18 protein-coding genes are annotated in these 19061 nt (G+C 34.7%); 10 read left to right on the forward strand and 8 right to left on the reverse strand.

Features of this window, described 5'->3' with window-relative positions; all coding sequences use genetic code 11:
- Window positions 1-85: 85 nt before the first annotated feature.
- Window positions 86-1246 carry an aminotransferase A gene (locus BN3107_RS07330; protein WP_058306958.1) on the reverse strand — a complete coding sequence of 387 codons (1161 nt, stop codon included), beginning with the start codon at window positions 1244-1246 and terminating at the stop codon, window positions 86-88.
- Between the two features lie 108 nt (window positions 1247-1354).
- Between BN3107_RS07330 and BN3107_RS07335 the strand changes: the two genes are divergently transcribed.
- Together BN3107_RS07335 and BN3107_RS07340 are read left to right on the forward strand one after the other, a co-directional pair.
- Window positions 1355-1681, forward strand: a complete 327-nt coding sequence (locus BN3107_RS07335) for a hypothetical protein (RefSeq protein WP_058306959.1) — start codon at window positions 1355-1357, stop codon at window positions 1679-1681.
- A 78-nt stretch (window positions 1682-1759) separates the two neighbouring features.
- Entirely contained in the window at window positions 1760-2002 is a 243-nt protein-coding gene (locus BN3107_RS07340; protein WP_058306960.1) for a PLD nuclease N-terminal domain-containing protein, read from the forward strand.
- Window positions 2003-2045: 43 nt separating this feature from the next.
- Here the strand turns inward: BN3107_RS07340 and BN3107_RS07345 are convergent, their stop codons facing one another.
- From BN3107_RS07345 to BN3107_RS07355, 3 genes are all read right to left on the reverse strand, one after another.
- On the reverse strand, window positions 2046-2498 hold the full coding sequence (locus tag BN3107_RS07345) for a YkyB family protein (RefSeq protein WP_058306961.1): 453 nt from the start codon (window positions 2496-2498) through the stop codon (window positions 2046-2048).
- 639 nt (window positions 2499-3137) lie between these two features.
- A complete protein-coding gene (locus BN3107_RS07350) occupies window positions 3138-3731 on the reverse strand; it encodes an SCO family protein (protein WP_058306962.1) in 594 nt (197 codons plus the stop codon).
- Between the two features lie 13 nt (window positions 3732-3744).
- Entirely contained in the window at window positions 3745-4596 is an 852-nt protein-coding gene (locus BN3107_RS07355) for a metallophosphoesterase (RefSeq protein WP_058306963.1), read from the reverse strand.
- Between the two features lie 166 nt (window positions 4597-4762).
- On the opposite strand from BN3107_RS07355, the gene cbpB reads away from it, so the two are divergent.
- The 3 genes from cbpB to BN3107_RS07370 all read left to right on the forward strand — a co-directional run bounded on the left by cbpB (window position 4763) and on the right by BN3107_RS07370 (window position 7183).
- Window positions 4763-5203 carry a cyclic-di-AMP-binding protein CbpB gene (cbpB, locus tag BN3107_RS07360; RefSeq protein ID WP_058306964.1) on the forward strand — a complete coding sequence of 147 codons (441 nt, stop codon included), beginning with the start codon at window positions 4763-4765 and terminating at the stop codon, window positions 5201-5203.
- A 68-nt stretch (window positions 5204-5271) separates the two neighbouring features.
- Entirely contained in the window at window positions 5272-5991 is a 720-nt protein-coding gene (gene dapD, locus BN3107_RS07365) for a 2,3,4,5-tetrahydropyridine-2,6-dicarboxylate N-acetyltransferase (RefSeq protein WP_058306965.1), read from the forward strand.
- Between the two features lie 76 nt (window positions 5992-6067).
- Window positions 6068-7183, forward strand: a complete 1116-nt coding sequence (locus BN3107_RS07370; RefSeq protein WP_058306966.1) for an N-acetyldiaminopimelate deacetylase — start codon at window positions 6068-6070, stop codon at window positions 7181-7183.
- Between the two features lie 817 nt (window positions 7184-8000).
- Here the strand turns inward: BN3107_RS07370 and BN3107_RS07375 are convergent.
- Window positions 8001-8828 (reverse strand): mechanosensitive ion channel family protein, encoded by an 828-nt coding sequence (locus BN3107_RS07375; RefSeq protein ID WP_058306967.1) that lies wholly within the window; start codon window positions 8826-8828, stop codon window positions 8001-8003.
- Between the two features lie 243 nt (window positions 8829-9071).
- On the opposite strand from BN3107_RS07375, the gene BN3107_RS07380 reads away from it, so the two are divergent.
- From BN3107_RS07380 to BN3107_RS07390, 3 genes are all read left to right on the forward strand, one after another.
- Window positions 9072-10823 carry an ABC transporter ATP-binding protein gene (locus BN3107_RS07380; protein WP_058306968.1) on the forward strand — a complete coding sequence of 584 codons (1752 nt, stop codon included), beginning with the start codon at window positions 9072-9074 and terminating at the stop codon, window positions 10821-10823.
- 29 nt (window positions 10824-10852) lie between these two features.
- Window positions 10853-12679: an ABC transporter ATP-binding protein gene (locus BN3107_RS07385; RefSeq protein WP_058307044.1), complete on the forward strand. Its 1827-nt coding sequence runs from the start codon at window positions 10853-10855 to the stop codon at window positions 12677-12679.
- Window positions 12680-12919: 240 nt separating this feature from the next.
- On the forward strand, window positions 12920-13591 hold the full coding sequence (locus BN3107_RS07390) for a potassium channel family protein (RefSeq protein WP_058306969.1): 672 nt from the start codon (window positions 12920-12922) through the stop codon (window positions 13589-13591).
- A gap of 639 nt (window positions 13592-14230) precedes the next feature.
- Here the strand turns inward: BN3107_RS07390 and rnjA are convergent.
- Window positions 14231-15898: a ribonuclease J1 gene (gene rnjA, locus BN3107_RS07395; RefSeq protein ID WP_058306970.1), complete on the reverse strand. Its 1668-nt coding sequence runs from the start codon at window positions 15896-15898 to the stop codon at window positions 14231-14233.
- Window positions 15899-15901: 3 nt separating this feature from the next.
- Window positions 15902-16111 (reverse strand): DNA-dependent RNA polymerase subunit epsilon, encoded by a 210-nt coding sequence (locus BN3107_RS07400; RefSeq protein ID WP_058306971.1) that lies wholly within the window; start codon window positions 16109-16111, stop codon window positions 15902-15904.
- A 454-nt stretch (window positions 16112-16565) separates the two neighbouring features.
- Here BN3107_RS07400 and BN3107_RS07405 point away from each other — a divergent pair, with 454 nt between their 5' ends.
- The gene (locus BN3107_RS07405) at window positions 16566-17342 is read left to right on the forward strand and encodes a Cof-type HAD-IIB family hydrolase (RefSeq protein WP_187371004.1); all 777 of its coding nucleotides are present in this window, start codon (window positions 16566-16568) and stop codon (window positions 17340-17342) included.
- A gap of 62 nt (window positions 17343-17404) precedes the next feature.
- On the opposite strand, the gene def is transcribed toward BN3107_RS07405, so the two are convergent.
- On the reverse strand, window positions 17405-17959 hold the full coding sequence (def, locus tag BN3107_RS07410) for a peptide deformylase (RefSeq protein WP_058306973.1): 555 nt from the start codon (window positions 17957-17959) through the stop codon (window positions 17405-17407).
- 165 nt (window positions 17960-18124) lie between these two features.
- On the opposite strand from def, the gene BN3107_RS07415 reads away from it, so the two are divergent.
- On the forward strand, window positions 18125-18769 hold the full coding sequence (locus BN3107_RS07415; RefSeq protein WP_058306974.1) for a YkyA family protein: 645 nt from the start codon (window positions 18125-18127) through the stop codon (window positions 18767-18769).
- Window positions 18770-19061 lie beyond the last annotated feature (292 nt).

Consider the following 19061-nt stretch of genomic DNA (forward strand, 5'->3'; position numbering starts at 1 on the left):
GGACGATAAGTTCCCAATGGATTTTTTTGTCAGTAAAAAGTTCAAAACTTCCACCAGGTGCAGTCTCACTAAAGTTGCCGATTTTTTATTTTCCATCCTTCTTAATAAATGATTCGATTCTATCTAGCCCTTCTTTGATTGTTTCTAAGTCATAAGCATAAGATAAACGCAAGAATCCTTCACCGAATTGAGAGAATGCACTTCCTGGAACGAGAGCAACTTTTGCTTCTTCTACCAACTTTAAAGCGACCGTAAATGAATCTTCCTCCAAGTGTCTTATGTCAATAAAGAAATAAAACCCTCCAGTCGGTAAATAAGTAACCACATTCATCTTTCTTAACCGATCGTATACATAATCTCGTCTTACTTGATAGATCTTTTTCATTTCCAAAGCATCGTTTTGTCCATTTTTAATAGCTTCCAAAGCACCATATTGACTGATGGAAGAAGCACAGGAGACATTATACTGATGCACTTTTAACATCTGTTTTGCTAACCATTTTGCTGCTAATATGTATCCGATTCGAAAGCCTGTCATTGAATGAGATTTGGATACCCCATTAATAATAATAACTTTATCTCTAATATTCTCAAAACTTCCAATAGATACATGTGTGTCTTTATAAACTAATTCACTATAAATTTCATCTGCAATTAAAAATATATTATATTTATCTATTACTGCAGATAGCTCTTCTAATTCTTCTTTAGATAAGGTAACTCCAGTTGGATTGGAAGGATAGGGTATAATAACAGCCTTTGTTTTATCTGTGATCGTTTGTTCAATCTGTTCTGCAGTAATCTTGAATTGATTTTCACGTGTATCAATATGTACTGGAATACCGCCAGCTAAAGTGATCAACGGTTCATATCCAGGATAAACAGGTCCAGGAAGAATCACTTCATCGCCTTCTTGCAAAATCGTCCGTAGTGAAACATCGATTGCTTGTGAAGCACCTACAGTTACAATTATTTCACTTTCTGGATTGTAGTTTAGTTGATGATTTTTATAGCTGAAATCTGAAATGGCTTTTCGTAATGATAAAATACCAGCATTAGGTGTATAACTAGTATGGTTTTTATCTAAAGCATCCTTTGTTTTTTCTTTTATATGATGAGGTGTTGGAAAATCTGGTTGCCCGATTGTTAACGATAATATATCTTTCTTATCTGCTACCATATTAAAAAATTGTCTTATTCCTGAGATTTCTATATTTTTGACACGATTATTTATAAGCTGTTCCATGAAAATACCTCCTAAATGACTTATATCTATTGAATAGCATGGTGATAATAATAGTAAAATTAAAAATCTAGCATTATTTTATCATATATTCAAAGGGGACGATACAAATTGGTTGAACAGTTTTGGAAGGAAATGCTAAGGATTAGTGACTTTTTATTACTAACGATGCAAACGGAAATGTTCTTTGTAATCTACGTGGTCTTAGGCTTATCACTTTTATTTTTATTATTATTACCATTTGTTAAATTTGTTATAGCTTTAGAGTGGAGTGTGTTTTTAACTTATATTATTGCTGTTATTCTGATGTTTTGGTTTATGTCAACAATGATACATGTAGAAGAATGGCAATATGTATTATATGCAATTGTAGTTTTCTCGATCCTCCTCAGTATAAAAAGAGGTATTCAATTGAGAAGGAATAAATATAAAGCATAGTAAGATATCGGTGGTTTTACACGCATATACAAGTTGGCTGAGGAATAAGTATCAATAATTTTTGTAGTGTGAAACCAAATGTGTTGTCGTTACGTATATGAATATATAAGGAGGTGTTTTGAATTGGAAACACTAGTGATCTTTTTGCCTTTATTATTCATTTTATTTTTGTTAATTCTAAATATTATTACAAGTATTTGGACATATCGAGATGCGATTCGTAATGGTAATAGTAAAGAATATGCATTGATAGCTTTAATCGGAACACTATTCTTCCCTGTTATAGGGCTGATCGTATATTTAGTTATAAGAAGAGATTAGCGTAATCACAGGAAGTCCATTGATGCTTCCTGTGATTACAAACTTACCAACGTTTTCTTTTATGATAAAAAGGAGAGAGAGAAGAGGGTTGGTTAGAATAATGAGATTTTATTGGCTTGCGTTTTGGTTCCATCCAATTAAGATATTCTTGTAATATCCCTTTTGATTTAGTAAGCGATAGGGAGGGCTTAGGATTTCTATAGGAGTCATCTAAATGCCCTAAATGATGTAAAAAATTCATATCTTCCTTTGTAGGTGGCATATGAAAGAAGTATTCGCCAATTTGTACTAATAGCACAGAATGCTGGTGGCTACGTTTAGGATTTCTCGAATAATGTAATCCTATCTTGTGAGCTTTTTGTTCTCTGATTAATTTTTTCATTGTTTCATTTTTTAACTTATAGAGGTAGGAAGGATCTGGTGCTGTTTTCGCATGACGATTCACAATAAATAATGCTTGTCCAATGCTTTCTACTGTAGTGTCTTTTTTTGTCATAGGTTCACCTTCTTTACGATAGGATTAAGAAAAACCAGGAAAGCCCACCCGGTCCATTTAGTATTAATTTTGAAATGGATTATAGATTTAAACCCCGCTACGGTTTGCCCACTTCGCTTTCCAAGGGGCGTGTCTTCAGCTAACTTTTGTAAAGAAGTTCACTTTACAAAAGTGGATCTTCAGATCACGCTGATCCCTTAGGAGTCGAAGTGGCCGCCTGCGCTAAATGATGCGCTACAATGGGAGTAGGTAGTGAAATGGCGACTTTTATTTCATATTGTTCATAAACCTCAACAAGTTAGCTGTTACAAACGTTGTAGAACCACTTTATAGCGAAGGCCGTCCGCTTCCACTCCTGTGGCATCTGTTTTCCCTGAAGATCCACTTTTTTGAGCGGTTTGTGCTCGAAAAAGTTAGCTGAAGGGAAAACGCCACTGCATAGAAAACACTACGAAAGCTTGCTTGAGTAGATGTTGCACTTGTGCCCGTGGTAAAAGGGAAGTGGACAGCCGTAGCGGTGGATTCCTACATACTACATCTCAAAATGACTACTTTGATAACAAATGCCTTGATACCGAGGATTATGCTTTACTTGCTTATAAAAAAAGTAGAAGGAAATGGACTCCTTCTACTTTTACTTTAATTCATTGCTTTGATATCTTCAACAATTTTTTTCATATTATCTGCTTTTTCCCCATTATATCCTTTAATAGCATTTCCATCAGGAGTAACTAAATAAAACGTTTTAACATGGATGACTTGATCCTCATTATCGGGTTTTTCTACAAAAGCTTTAAAAGAGTTTTGTGCAAAGCTCTTTATTTCGTCATTCGAATAGCCCGTTAGTGCATGCCAATTATCAAAAGTACCACCACGTTGTTTAATGTATTCTTTTAATACTTCAGGTGAATCATTGTCGGGATCAACACTAAAAGATACCAGTTCAGCATCAATATTTTCTTCTTCTAATAATCCTTGTAAACGAGCCATATTAGCTGTCATTGGGGGACAAATGGTTTCGCAATTGGTAAAGATCATATCAGCGATCCAATATTTTCCGTCCAGTTCATTTTTAGAAAAGTCTTCGCCATCTTGATTTGTGAAAGTAAAGTCTTCCACTTCATATGAAAATTCATTTCCATTATTATTTGAATTATTTTCGCCTAATATATTATTTCCACCACAAGCAGTTATAATAATAAAGGGTAAAAAAATCCATGCCTTTTTTAACATATAGTACACCTCATTATATTTGTTTTAAATGATAGACGGTAATTTCGGGTTTGCAAAAGAATCGATAAGGTAAACGGGTAGTTCCTATTCCTCTACTTACAAATAATTGCAAGGGCCTACTACCTACAGCATAGTAACCTTCCACATACTTTTCAGCTAAATGTGGCGTGTATATATAACCTATAAATGGTAGTTGAACCTGACCACCATGACTATGTCCAGATAATTGAATGTCAACTGGATAGTCTTGTACAACATCTGCAAAATCAGGTTCATGTGCTAGGAGAATAGTTAAATAGTTCTGATCTGCTTTTTCTAAAGCTTGGTTTATATCAGGTTGACCTAATAACACATCATCAACACCTATTATATTGATGATATCACCATTCTTATTAATCTGTCTGTGTCCATTTTGTAACAATTCAAAACCACTCTGGTCAAAAATATCCTTAAGTATATCTGTTCCATATCCACCATGATCATGATTACCGTAAATCCAGTACTTTCCATCTTTTGTTTGTATTTGATCGAGTAAGGTTATTAGACGTTGAGTTGCTGTATATGTTCTAGGATTATCAATTAAGTCTCCTGTGAAAACGACAATATCAGGATTTTGCTGATTGATTTTACTAACTAATTCTTCCAATTGATTAAGTGTATAATGAAATCCTAGATGTGTATCAGAAAATTGCAATATCTTATAATTTTCGAAAGTATTCGTTATTTTTGATGATTCAATATTCACATTATGAATATCTAACATATTCGGCTCTAACTCTCTTGCATAATAATAAGTACCACCGCTTAGTCCAAACATGGTTATAAAACTACCAAAAAGTCTTTTTAAAAAAGTTCTACGATTCATAAATTCACAATGCCCTTCCTATAATCACATATGATGCCATTATAGCATGAAGTATATCAAGAAAAATATATAGTGGTGAGTCTACACACAATTTTTAAAAATATGTTAAAATAGTTAAGGTGATTGTCTTCATAGCTCCTTCACCAATAGATAAAGGAGTGTCTATATGTCCAGTGTATTGAAACGAACACTTACCGATTTAACGGTAGCTGATCTCATGATACCAGCGGAAAAGGTAGCACATGTTCAAGAAGGTAATCCGATAGAACATGCCTTACTTGTTTTAGTTGAATCGGGTTATTCATCTGTTCCTGTACTTGATTTAAATTATAAATTTAAAGGAACCATAGCAAAAACACCTATCCTTAAAAGTATAATGGGAATTGAACGATTCGAAATGGAAAAATTATCAGAGACAAAAGTAGAAGCTGTGATGCAAAAAGATCAACCAACATTATTGAAAGATACCGATTTTTTAACTAGTTTAAAAATAGTAATCGATCATGCTTTTGCATGTGTAGTAGATGAGGAAGGGTATTTCCTCGGTATTTTAACTAGACGTGCAATTTTAAAGGAAGTAAACAAGTCTATGTACGCTAGTAAATAATTCTACTTGTAAAAGTAATTGATTTTTTGTTACATTAATAACAACAACCATATTGGAGGAACTAAAAGATGAAACAAATGGATGCAAACGAAATAATATCATTTATTTCAAACAGTAAAAAATCAACCCCAGTCAAAGTATATGTAAAAGGGACTGGCTTAGCTGCAATTGAAGCTACAGAATCCATTCAAACTTTTCTAAATGATACGAATGGTGTTATATTCGGAGAATGGAAAGAAGTAAAAGCTTTACTTGATACATACAGCGAGCAAATTGAGGATTATGTAGTGGAAAGTGATCGTCGTAATTCTGCGATACCATTATTAGATATGAAGGATATCAATGCACGTATCGAACCAGGTGCAATCATCCGTGAACAAGTAGAAATTGGTGATGGTGCTGTTATTATGTTTGGTGCAATGATTAATATTGGTTCGGTTATTGGTGAAGGTACGATGATCGATATGAATGCATCATTAGGTGGACGTGCTACAGTAGGTAAAAATTGCCACGTTGGTGCGGGTGCTGTTTTAGCAGGCGTAATTGAGCCACCATCTGCACAACCAGTTATTATTGAAGATGGTGTGGTGATCGGTGCGAATGCAGTAGTTTTAGAAGGTGTTCGAGTTGGTGAAGGAGCAGTTGTTGCAGCTGGTGCAATTGTTACAAAAGATGTACCGCCAAATAAAGTAGTTGCTGGTACTCCTGCAAGAGTAATTAAAGATATCGATGATCAAACAAAATCGAAAACTGAAATTATGGAAGCTTTACGCAAATTAGATAATTAATCATAAAAAGTCAGGCAGGATCATCGTCAATGGTCCTGTCTTCTTTATCGCTTATTTAGATAGAAAGGAGTTTATCATGAACATTGAACAGTTAGTAGCTACTCGACGCCAATTACATCAAATACCTGAACTAGGATTTCAAGAATTCAAAACACAAGCTTTATTAATAAAAAAGATTGAAGAAATGGATAGATCAAACATTGAAATAACAAAATGGAAAACAGGTCTTTTTGTTTTTGTAAAGGGGAAAAATCCAAAAAAAACGATAGCATATCGATCTGATATCGACGGCTTACCAATAAAAGAAGAAACAGGCTTAGAATTTCGTTCAGAACATAGTGAAAATATGCATGCGTGTGGACACGATCTACATATGACGATTGCCTTAGGTGCGTTAGAGCATATAAGTGAACAACCAATTAATGATAATGTTTTATTTATTTTTCAACCAGCAGAAGAAGGACCAGGTGGAGCAGAGCCAATGTTAGCATCTGAAACTTTTAAGAATTGGAAGGTGGATAGCATTTTTGCTTTGCACATTGCCCCAGAATTACCAGTAGGTACTGTTTCAAGTCGTGAAGGTTTATTATTTGCCAATACGAGTGAATTATTTTTGAACTTTACTGGAAAGGGTGGTCATGCTGCATATCCACATCTAACGAAAGATATGATTGTTACCGCAAGCAGTTTTGTTACACAGTTACAACAAATAATTTCTCGGAAAATTGATCCACTCGATAGTGGTGTGATAACCATCGGAAAAATGACTGCAGGGACTGTCCAGAATATTATTGCAGAAACAGCACGACTTGAAGGAACCATTCGCACCTTGCAACCAGCGACAATGGAGATTATAAAAACAGAGTTAGAACAGATTATAAAGGGATTTGAAATGGTGTACGATTGTAAAATAGATGTTGATTACGGTGCAATGTATTATCAGGTCAGTAATCAAGGTGAATATGTCAATCGCTTCGCAGAGGTAGTTGGAAAAGAAGGAATTGAATATGTTGAAGCTAATGCTGCGATGACAGGAGAAGATTTTGGTTATTTCTTAAAAGAGATACCAGGCTTTATGTTCTGGCTTGGTGTAGATTCCCCATATGGATTACATCATAGTAAACTAAATCCTAACGAAGATGCCATTACAGTAGGCATAAACGCCGTAACCGCCATGATCAGAGATATGTAAATGAAAATGAATTTAAGCAGGATTATGCGACGTAACTATTGTGGTAATTATGAGATTTTATATGTGCTTTGCAACCGCTCTGGCTTGTCGGCTTCCCTTTCCGCGGGTTTTTCTCCTCAGCTAACTTTTTAAGCAAAGTGCGCTTAAAAAGTGGATCTTCGGATAAAAACATCCCCCAGGAGTGAAAGCCGACGCCTGCGCTTTTTAATGCTCTACAACTCAAGCAAGAATAATCATGTTGGCGTTATTCACTACTTATCATTGTTATCAATTTAAGCTGATTTATTGTCTAAGTGTAACCATCCAAAATATTAGCATTTGCAATAGTTGTAGAGTGCCACTAAGCGTAGGCGGCCACTTCCACTCGAGGCTACTGAAAAACCCCCTTCCTTTTTAATCAATAAAAATACAATCCCAAAATTCATACTAAATATCATATGAAGGTGGGGAATTAGATGCATTTTCAATAGTGTTTCGGTGGTTAAAGTGGGGAAAATAATTTCCATAATATGTTTTTCAGTGGCCTCCTTCCACTCCTATGGGATTCTTTTTCTTGAAGATCCACTTTTCCATGCGGTTTGTGCTTGGAAAAGTTAGCTGAAGGAAAAAGCCCATGGAAAGGGAAGTGGGCAAGCCGAAGCGGTTACTAAGCACATATACCATTTCAAAATTACCACTAGAGTTATGTCGCATAATCATTCTTATACGTAGCAAGTTGAAATTATATTTTAGAAATTGAAAAAACCCGAATGTACATGCAAATTTGATGTCATTCGGGTTTATCTTTTATAGTAATACGTTCATCGAAAAATATTACTTATTGATTCTTTTGAATGTTTACTTGATGTGGGAATGGGATTTCGATGTTATTTTGATCAAATGCCTCTTTGATGCGTTTTCGAATATCTCGCTCAGCACCCCATTGTTCCATGTTAACCGTTTTGCCAAGAATACGGAGTACTACTTCGCTCGAACCGAATGCTTGTACACCAAGTACATTAGGTCCATCTACAAAACGTGCGTCCTCTGCAAATTCATCGCAAATACCTTGCAATACATTCATAGCTTGATCAATATTATCATCATAACTAATACCAATGTCTACAAGTGCACGCATATTGCCTCTGGAGTGATTACTAACTCCTGCAATTTCACGATTGGGTACAAAATGTAAAGTGCCATCGAATCCACGGATTTGGGTTGTTCTTAGTCCTACTTCTTCCACAATCCCATCATAACCTGCAGCAGTTATATAATCTCCGACTTCGACTTGTTTTTCTAATAAAATGAAAAAGCCTGTGACTACATCGCTGACTAATCCTTGAGCCCCGAAACCTATCGCTAAACCTATAACACCAGCTCCAGCTAATAGTGGTCCTATCGGTTGTTCAATGATACCAAAGAACATAACGATGAAAATAAAAATTAATACATAAGAAAAAACATTTAATAACAATTTTTCTAATGTTTGCATTCGTGCTTCAGATTGTTTTGCACTCGACTTTTTTAATGCCGTTTTAATTAGTTTTTTTCCTATTGGAGCTATTATTAATAAAGCGATAATAAGAATCGCGATTTGAATCCCATATGTAATTACGTTATCCAAAATGTAACCCCAATCTATTTCTAATCCATCTTCAAACATCTATTTTCCTCCTCTTTCGATGATAGTACTATCATATTAAATACTAATACAACTAGCAACTAATAAGTAAATAACCTGAAAAGCTATTTTGTAAACAGAAAAAAATTATTATTAAAGTGCCATACGCTTTTTATATTATATTCATTTCTAAAAAAATTTAAGAAAATAAGTCGAAAAGGTGGAAATTTATTTCGGTTGCCGTTATATTTATACATACGTAAAAAAATTGGGGGTGCAAACTAGATGGAAACATTTAAAAAATTAAAAGATTTTTATTGGCCTTTTAAAAAGTACTTTTTCTATTCTGTTTTATTTGTAATGATTGTTACAGGAATTACTGTGCTATATCCAATCCTTTTACAAATTACAATTGATGACGTCGTAACTCCTGGCGAATATCAATTAATACCATATTTGGCAATCGGATTTTTATTAATTATGATTGTAAAGGGTGTGGCCAACTTCTCGCAGCAATATTTAGGCGATCTTTTTGGAGTGAAATCCGTTTACACACTGCGAGATGAATTGTACAAGAAATTGCAAAGGCTTTCTTTTACTTATTATGACAATGCTCGAACTGGCGATCTTATGTCGAGATTAACAATGGATGTCGAAGGTTTTAAATTTTTCTTGGCTGCCGGATTTAAAGAACTTATAAGAGTATCATTGTTAATTATTATTAGTTTAGGGGTTATGTTTTATTATTCTGTTCCATTAGCATTAGTAACAATGGCAGCAATGCCTTTTTTAGCAGTGGTCGTTTTTCAATTTGATAAAAAAGTGCACCCAGCTTTTCGTAATATTAGGAAGTCGTTAGGTAGATTGAATACACGTATCCAAGAAAATGTCAGCGGTATGAATACGGTTAAATCTTTGTCCAAAGAAGACTTTGAGATAAATCGATTTACTACTAGTAATGCACATTATAAAGAAGTAAATATTTTCACTTCGAATATTTGGGCGCGATACTTTCCATTCATGGAATTTATCGGAAATGTATGTATGGTAGCATTGTTGATATATGGAGGATATTTAGTGATTAATGGAGAGCTTATGTTGGGCGAGCTGATAGCCTTCTTTAGCTTAGTTACCTATATTTTAGGCCCGTTAATGCACTTAGGGTTTATTGTCAATCAATTTTCTCAAGCAAAAGCTTCCGGTGAACGTCTATTAGAAATTTTAGAGGCACCTGAAGATATTGAAGAAGAGAATGATCCACTTATTCCAGAGCGTATTAAAGGGCATGTCGCATTCAATAATGTAACATTAACTTATACAGAAGATGATGACGCGGCACTAAAAGATATTTCTTTTGATGCTCCTCCTGGAAAAGTGATCGGTCTAATAGGACCAACTGGTGCAGGTAAAACGAGTATTACACAACTTATTACCCGCTTTTATGAACCGGAAGAGGGTGAAGTGTTAGTAGATGGCAAACCAACTAGCTCTTATTCTTTGAAATGGTTACGTAAACATATAGGTTTTGTATTACAGGAATCTTTTCTATTTTCTACTACGATCAAAGAGAATATTGCATACGGTAATCCAGAAGCTTCCATGCAAGAAATTATTTCGGCTGCTAAACGAGCACAAGCCCATGAATTTATTATGGAAATGCCTAAGGGGTATGACACTTTATTGGGTGAGAGAGGTATGGGGTTATCAGGTGGGCAAAAACAACGAATTGCGATTGCTCGTGCCATTTTAATTGATCCTAGTATCCTAGTTTTAGATGACGCCACTTCGGCAGTAGATATGGAAACAGAATTTCGAATTCAAAAAGCTTTAAAAGAAGTAATGGATGGTAGAACTACGTTTATTATTGCACATCGTATTTCATCATTGAAACATGCAGATGAAATTTTAGTTTTAGAAGAAGGACAAATTAAAGAACGTGGAACCCATGAAGAGCTAATTAATAATAAAGGACCGTATCGAAGAATTTATGATATTCAATATCAAGATCGAGAAAGTGTCATGCAATCGATTAAATAAAAGGGAGGGTACAACCAGTGTCAAAATCTATGACTGCAGAAGAGATGAAAAAAAATAGTCCGCATTTAAAAAGGTTTTATTATCCATTAGATCAAGCAGTAGAAAAACCTTTTAACTGGAAACAAATGCTCAGACTGTTGTTTTATTTAAAACCATATTCAAAAACGCTAATGCCAGCGGCCATAATCGCTATGTTAATTTCCACCCTTGTCCGCTTAGCTGTCCCGATTATTATAGGGGAAGTAGTAATTAATCAAGCTATTCAAAACGAAAATGTAGGGCTATTAACATATATGATTATTGGAATATCGATTCTTTATTTATTAAGTTATTTAGCGAATATGTTTCGTATTAAATGGGTCAATATTCTTGGACAGCGAGTTATACATGATTTACGGAAAAGTCTGTTCTCTCATGTACAACGTTTGTCCCATAACTTTTTTGATAAACGTTCAGCAGGCTCAATTCTAGTACGAATACTGAATGACGTTAATTCATTACAGGAATTATTTACAAACGGTATCATTAATTTACTGATGGATGTAGTTATGTTGTCAGCTATTATTATAGTTTTATTTGTTTTGAGCCCGCCATTAGCATTAGCGGTATTAATAATATTACCGATTATGTTTTTTATTTCGACGAAGTTAAGAAGAAGAATCCGTCGTTCTTGGCAAGACGTCCGTATTCAAAAATCCCGGTTAAATTCGCACTTAAATGAAAGCATGCAAGGTATTCGTATTACGCAATCTTTTTCTCAGGAAAAAGAGAACACAGAATTTTTTAATGGTGTCAATACAGATAATTACGAAAAAGAACGTCTTGCAATGAAGAAAAGTGCCTATTTTGGTCCGTTTGTTGAGATGAGTAATGCAATAGGTACAATCATTCTTATTTCATATGGTGCTCATTTAATTATTAGTAATCAAATCGATATTGGTACGTTTGTTATTTTTGCTTTCTATTTAGGTATGTTTTGGGAACCAATTTCCAGACTAGGTCAAATTTATAATCAATTGCTGGTAGCAATGGCTTCTTCTGAAAGAATATTTGAATTTTTAGATGAACAACCAAATGTGGAAGAAAAGAAAAATGCCAAAGCATTTAAAGACATGAAAGGAAATATTGTTTTCGATAAAGTGCAATTTTCGTATGATGAAGATCGTGTCGCTTTACATGAAATTTCTTTAAAAATGAACCAGGGTCAAACGGTTGCTCTCGTTGGTCATACTGGATCAGGTAAGTCCACGATAGCTAACTTGATTAGTCGTTTCTATGATCCGACAAAAGGGGAAGTGCGAATTGATGGCCATGATTTACGCGATATGCGCCTAGATAGCCTTCGTACTAATATTTCTGTTGTCTTACAAGATACCTTTATTTTCTCTGGAACGATTATGGAAAATATCCGATTCGGCCGACCAGAAGCTAGTGATGATGAAGTCAAGGAGGCTGCAAAGGTTGTTGGTGCGGACGACTTTATTAAACGACTGTCGAATGGTTATCAAACAGAAGTAGAAGAGAGAGGGAATATTCTCTCTGCTGGTGAAAGACAATTGTTATCGTTCGCTCGCGCCTTATTAGCAGATCCTAGAATCTTGATATTAGATGAAGCTACGGCAAGTATTGATACCGAAACAGAAGTTAAAATACAGAAAGCACTAAAAAAGCTGCTTGAGGGACGGACAGCAATTATGATTGCCCATCGACTATCAACGATTAGAGAAGCTGATAATATAATCGTTTTAGAACATGGTAAAATTTTAGAACAAGGTAACCATGATGAGTTAATGAAAAAGCAAGGGGAGTATTATGACCTTGTTAAATCTCAATTTGAAATGTTAGATGCGTTATAAAGTGAGACTACAATCAGTGGCAGTTTTTAACTCCCACTGATTGTTAGCGAAACTTATCAGGATTTATCGTCCGTTTACCCCCCACTTAGCTTCTCCGTCTATACTCGAATCTTTTCGTTTAGGGTTTTACGGACGGTTACGCTGTGATAAAGATAAGGAAACCAGTTAATGATAAACTGGTTTCCTTTTTTATTGGATATGGTAAAATAAGATAGATTCTATTTTTTTGGAGGAGTTATTATGAAACGTGAGTTTGCTGTCATAGGTTTAGGTCGATTTGGGGGAAGTATATGTCGTGAGTTAAGTGCAGAAGGTATGGATGTGCTAGCAATCGACATTCATGAAGATAAAGTAAAAGAATTTAAGAATATAGCAGCACATGCTGTTATTGCTGATACAACGGATGAGAACGTTTTGAAAGAAATTGGAATTCGTAATATTGATCACGTAATTGTTGCGATAGGTGACGATATTCAGGCAAGTATATTAACAACATTGATGTTAAAAGAATTAGGTATTAATAAAATAACCGTGAAAGCTCAAAATGATTATCATGAAAAAGTATTAAATAAAATAGGGGCAGATCATGTCGTTCATCCAGAACGTGATATGGGTAGGAGAATTGCCCATAGTATTATTTCAACAAATATTTTGGATCATTTAGAGTTGTCAGATGATCATAGTATTGTGGAAGTGAAAGCCGGAGAGAAAATGGATGGTATGACATTAATCGAGTTAGATATCAGAGCTCAATTCGGATGTAACGTTGTCGCCATAAAAGAAGCGGATGAAAAAGGTATCAATGTTTCACCAATGGCCACACAAAAAATTGAAAAGGACGATATACTTATCGTAATCGGCGCAGATAAAGACCTCTCACGCTTCGAAAAACAGCTGGTAGTTGAAGACTAATTACATAAAAAAGGTCTCAAAGCAAAAATATTTTATTGCTTCGTTAAAGAATCACACAGATAGTCGACACAAACTGCGAACTTGTAGCGATTTTGAGAGTATAATGAGTGTTAAGCAAAAGCTCCGTCCATTTACTTCGCTTTCACCCAAGGGCACAAGTGCAACATCTACTCAAGCAAAGCTTTCGTAGTGTTTTCTATGCCGCCGGGCGCCACCTCAGCCTCCTCGGCAGAAAATCACTGCCTGCGGGGTCTTCGGAAGACGCTGTTCCCGCCGGAGTCTACGTAAATGGACTACGCTTTAGTAATGTTCTACAAATAAAGTAACTGCTAGACTATTGATGTCATTTCATATTTCATTGTACTTGAACAGACATCTGCACAAAGCGGAGGAAAAATGCGACACTCCTGGGGGAATAGCGCGAGCTGAAGATCCACTTTGGAAAGTGGTTTTCTTTCCAAAGTTAGCTGAAGCCGTGCCCCCGGAAAGGGAGTGTTTTTCCGTAGCGTTGGATTAGCAATCATCTCAATACTTTTGCCAATAATCCTTTGTCTGGATACTTCTTAGTTTAGTTATTATGCTTAGTTTTCATTATTTTTGTAAATTAAAAAGCCCGATGAAAAATCATCGGGCTTTTGTTTATACTTCCATAATAATCGGTAAGATCATTGGACGACGTTTTGTTTTATCAAATAGGAATGGAGCAATTGTATCTGTTATTTCATTTTTAATTTCAGACCATTGTGTGGTTCTGCGTTCCATTACTTTATTTAAGTGTTTGGAAACAAGTTTTTGGGCTTCATTAATTAAATCTTCGGATTCTCTCATATATACGAACCCGCGAGAAATAATATCTGGACCTGAAGCAATTTGGAATTCTTTCATATTGATACTTACTACTACAATAACCAGGCCTTCTTCAGAAAGAATTCGACGGTCACGTAAAACAATATTTCCGATATCCCCAATTCCACTGCCATCTACATATACTGATCCTGATGGGATTTTTCCAGCAATGGTAGCATTATCTTTTCCTAAAGCCAGAACTTCTCCATTATCCATTATAAAGCTGTCTTTAGGTGAAATGCCACAATCATCTGCTAATTTCGTATGTTCTTTCAACATGCGATATTCACCGTGGATTGGCATAAAGAACTTGGGTTGAATTAAACGTAACATTAATTTCTGTTCTTGTTGACCACCATGACCAGAAGTATGAATATCATTTAATGGTCCATGAATGACTTCAGCACCCGCACGATATAATTGGTTAATAATACGACTAACACTTAATGTATTCCCAGGGATTGGTGAAGAAGAGAATACAACTGTGTCACCAGGTATAATTTGAATTTGACGATGTGTCCCGTTAGCTATTCTTGATAAGGCTGCCATCGGCTCACCTTGTGAACCGGTACATAGGATCGTTACTTCGTTTGCTGGAAGTTGATTTATCTGATGAGCATCGATAAATGTATTTTTCGGTGCACGAATGTAACCGAGCTCTTGTCCAATTTTGATCGCGCCCTCCATACTTCTACCAAATACAGCAACTTTACGGTTATGTTTAACGGCTGCTTCAACGACTTGTTGCAAGCGGTGAATATTGGAAGCAAATGTAGCAAAAATTAATCTGCCATCAATTCTAGAGAAAATATCATTAATGCTGTCTCCAACTACTCGTTCGGACAATGTAAATCCTGGAACTTCACTATTTGTACTGTCGGATAAGAGACAAAGAACACCTTCTTTACCAATTTCAGCCATTTTAGAAAGATTAGCTGGTTCTCCAACAGGAGTAAAATCAAATTTAAAATCACCAGTATGAACTACATTTCCTGGAGGTGTTTTAACTACAATACCATATGAATCTGGAATACTATGGGTCGTTCTGAAAAACGATACAGACGTTTTTCTGAATTTAAATATATCTTCTTCTTGATAGGTGTGAAGTTTAGCTCTTCTTAATAATCCATGTTCATCCAATTTGTTTCTAATTAGTCCCATTGCTAATTTCCCTGCATAGATCGGCACATTGATCTCTCGAAGCAGGTAAGGAATACCACCAATATGGTCCTCATGGCCATGGGTGATAAATAGACCTTTAATCTTATCTTGGTTCTGCACCAGATAGGTGTAATCAGGTATGACATAATCAATTCCCAATAATTCATCTTCTGGAAACTTGATACCTGCATCGATTAAGATGATTTCGTCTTGAAATTGAACACCGTAAGTGTTTTTACCAATTTCTCCTAGACCACCTAATGCAAAAACTGCAGTTTGATCATTCTTTACAAATTTCATAGTTTAGGCATTCTCCACTTTAAAAGAAGGAGATTGTTGTTCATATTCTAAATGTGCCTCATTTAATAATTGGATGAATTCAATGTTAATATTTTTTTCTTTTAATGCATCGCGCACTTCTTTTTCAGAAGTAGCTTCGACATATAAGCTTTGTGTATGTTCACGTACAGGTACTTCTAATCCATTTTCTTGATAAAGTACTTTATATATCACGGTATCTCTCCTTTAGTTGTTATTTATTCTTAGATTCTATGGTTTGTTTAGTATTTTTTGTTACACTTCCAGAACGATTAATTGTAGTTGGTATACGTTTTCTCCGTAAAGCTTCCCGCATGCGTCGTTTTAATTTTTCTCTTAAACGTTTTAACATGATATCTGCCAACTCCTTCCTATCCAGATATAGAAAAGAAAAGCAAAGCAAGTATTCAACGAACCGATCCAATCCCTATTACTTATAGTATAGTACGATTCTTTAAAATTTGAAACAAAAAAGCCTAAAATAACTGAATTATTTTTCTTAACCATCCTAAGATTGGTGATTTAAATAGTATTTTCACTGCGAATCTTTTTCTTAGTTTTAACAATGTTAAATATACTTATTCACTTCATTCATGATATAATTGCAGTTGGTTTTATGCTTATTACAAATAGATAGAGGAGAATTGAATTGGGACAAAAAGTTGTATTTCTCGATATTGATGGGACAATCTTTAATCATGAAAAAAAAATACCAATCGCTACAAAACAAGCTGTGAAACAGTTGCAGGAGAACGGTGTAATTGTTTCAATTGCGACAGGTAGAGCACCATTTATGTTTGAGAATTTATTAGAAGAATTAAATATTTCTACTTTTGTTAGTTTTAATGGTCAGTATGTTGTGCACGATGGCGAAGTAATTCATCAAAATCCGATCGCATTGAATCAGCTGGAGGCAATTACAGAATTCAGTATAAAAAATAACCATCCATTAGTTTATCAGAGTATTAATGATATGAAGTCATCAGTAAGTGATCATCCGCATATAACAGAGGGAATGGAAAGTTTAAAAAGAGAATTTCCTATCGTAGATTCTGAATACTATAAAAAACACACGATATTTCAGGTGCTGCTCTTTAACGGAGAAGAGGAACAAGCTATTTACGAAAATGCATTCGACCATTTAAGGTTTGTAAGATGGCATCAATATTCGTGTGACGTTATGCCAATTATCGGTTCTAAAGCGCACGGAATCGAACAATTCATTCAAGCTATGGAAATTGATTGGAAAGACACTTACGCTTTTGGAGACGGGTTAAATGATGTAGAAATGATTGAAAAAGTAAACATGGGAGTAGCTATGGGCAACAGTGTAGATGAAGTAAAAGCTATTGCCAACTATGTAACAGATGATGTAGACAAGGATGGATTAAGCAAGGCCATGAAGCACTTGTCACTAATTGAATAAAAAAGCATTTGATCACAACCATGTTAATTTGGAACATGGTTGTGGATTTTTGACTATTAGAATTACTGATCACAAGCTTTGGCGTTTTCGGGGATGGTAAATGGATCTTGTTTGTTAATGCGGTCATAGAACATAACGCCGTTCAGATGATCCAATTCATGTTGAAAAACAATGGCAGCATATCCTTTGAGTTTCAATTTCACTTCATTTCCTTCAAGGTTCGTTGCTTTAATGGTGATTTTATGGTATCTAGGAACGTAACCAGGAACTTCTCGATCTACTGATAAGCAACCCTCACCACTTGATAAATAAGTTTGGGCAATAGAGTGACTGACTATTTTTGGATTGATTAATCCATAACTATATTGATTCTCGTCAAAATCTTGAAAATGAACAGCCATCATTCGTTTAGAAATGCCAAGTTGAGGTGCAGCTAACCCAACACCAGCTCTCAATTCATATTTTTCAGAAAGTTCTTCGTCTTGGCTATTTTTCAAAAATTGCAACATTTCTTCTAAAGTCTTTTTATCATCATCCTTTAAAGGTAATTTCACTTCTTTGGCTACTTGAGTAAGAACAGGATGCCCTTCTCTCACGATATCCTTCATAGTAATCATTGATATCCACCTCTTCATTTAGTAGTAATATCTATCTTAACGAAAAATAAAATAAAAATATAGAATTCTAATAAGCAATTTTTACTTTTCACAAAAAGATAGTCCTTTTTATGTTATAATAAATTCGCTTATTAATAAAGAAGTTGTTTTAGGAGGATTTTAAGAATGAGAAAATTATTGTTCATTGCTGTTTCACTAACCCTTATTTTAGTTGGGTGTAGTGGAGAATCAGTAGCTAATGACATGTATCAACACCTTGAAGAAACTGTGGAAATCGAGAAAACGTTTGTAGATCAACAAGAACCATTCATTGAATTAGAGCAAGAAGAACAGGATTTATATAATCAAATTATTGAATTGTCAGCTGATGAAATGGATGAAATTACATCATTATCAGAGCAAGCAATCACAACAATCGATGACCGAAAAGAGTTGCTACAAACAGAATTGGAAAGCATCGAAGCAGCAGAGCAAGAGTTTTCTAAAGTAAAGGATTATGTAGAAGACTTAGAAGAAGACCCTAAAAGTATCGCAAACGATATGATACAAACCATGGAGGAACGTTATAATACATATGGTGAACTTAATGAAGCCTATCATGCTTCATTAGATCAAGATAAAGTATTATATGAATTATTTATGGATGAAGAATTAACAGAAGAAGAATTACGTTCGCAAATAGAAACTGTTAATAGTTCCTATGATAATGTATCAGAAATAAACAATCAGTTTAACGAATTAACAGAACAATACAATCAATTAAAAGAAGATTTTTATGAATCTGCAGAATTAAATGTGGTATATGAGTAAAACTAAGCTTTCGATTATTCGAAAGCTTTTTTTATTTAAAAAATCTAATTTTAATAAAAATAGTACAGACATAAAAACAAAGTGAAACAGATGATATAAAAGCGCTTTTATTTCCGATGAACTATCCTTGTGAAAATAGCTAACAAAAATATAAATAAATGTTGCAAAGTGTTTGACCAACTTGGATCAATAAGCTAAACTAAGAATGAGAAAAAATTGTACCAGTTTATTTAGTCAATTTTTATGTAACAGTTTGAAATGTTCATAAGCTGATTAATTTTTATCCTAACTG

It is taken from the genome of Gracilibacillus massiliensis (assembly GCF_001458115.1).
GTDB classification, from domain to species: Bacteria; Bacillota; Bacilli; order Bacillales; family Amphibacillaceae; genus Gracilibacillus; species Gracilibacillus massiliensis.

What these genes read in the sequence shown, in the direction of transcription:
- BN3107_RS07370 (WP_058306966.1), top strand. Translation starts at nt 6,068, where the DNA reads ATGAACATTGAACAGTTAGTAGCTACTCGACGCCAATTACATCAAATA.
- cbpB (WP_058306964.1), top strand. Translation starts at nt 4,763, where the DNA reads ATGTCCAGTGTATTGAAACGAACACTTACCGATTTAACGGTAGCTGAT.
- BN3107_RS07350 (WP_058306962.1), bottom strand. Translation starts at nt 3,731, where the DNA reads ATGTTAAAAAAGGCATGGATTTTTTTACCCTTTATTATTATAACTGCT.
- BN3107_RS07380 (WP_058306968.1), top strand. Translation starts at nt 9,072, where the DNA reads ATGGAAACATTTAAAAAATTAAAAGATTTTTATTGGCCTTTTAAAAAG.
- BN3107_RS07355 (WP_058306963.1), bottom strand. Translation starts at nt 4,596, where the DNA reads ATGAATCGTAGAACTTTTTTAAAAAGACTTTTTGGTAGTTTTATAACC.
- BN3107_RS07330 (WP_058306958.1), bottom strand. Translation starts at nt 1,246, where the DNA reads ATGGAACAGCTTATAAATAATCGTGTCAAAAATATAGAAATCTCAGGA.
- BN3107_RS07390 (WP_058306969.1), top strand. Translation starts at nt 12,920, where the DNA reads ATGAAACGTGAGTTTGCTGTCATAGGTTTAGGTCGATTTGGGGGAAGT.
- rnjA (WP_058306970.1), bottom strand. Translation starts at nt 15,898, where the DNA reads ATGAAATTTGTAAAGAATGATCAAACTGCAGTTTTTGCATTAGGTGGT.
- BN3107_RS07340 (WP_058306960.1), top strand. Translation starts at nt 1,760, where the DNA reads ATGTGTTGTCGTTACGTATATGAATATATAAGGAGGTGTTTTGAATTG.
- BN3107_RS07375 (WP_058306967.1), bottom strand. Translation starts at nt 8,828, where the DNA reads ATGTTTGAAGATGGATTAGAAATAGATTGGGGTTACATTTTGGATAAC.
- dapD (WP_058306965.1), top strand. Translation starts at nt 5,272, where the DNA reads ATGAAACAAATGGATGCAAACGAAATAATATCATTTATTTCAAACAGT.
- BN3107_RS07345 (WP_058306961.1), bottom strand. Translation starts at nt 2,498, where the DNA reads ATGACAAAAAAAGACACTACAGTAGAAAGCATTGGACAAGCATTATTT.
- def (WP_058306973.1), bottom strand. Translation starts at nt 17,959, where the DNA reads ATGATTACTATGAAGGATATCGTGAGAGAAGGGCATCCTGTTCTTACT.
- BN3107_RS07385 (WP_058307044.1), top strand. Translation starts at nt 10,853, where the DNA reads ATGACTGCAGAAGAGATGAAAAAAAATAGTCCGCATTTAAAAAGGTTT.
- BN3107_RS07415 (WP_058306974.1), top strand. Translation starts at nt 18,125, where the DNA reads ATGAGAAAATTATTGTTCATTGCTGTTTCACTAACCCTTATTTTAGTT.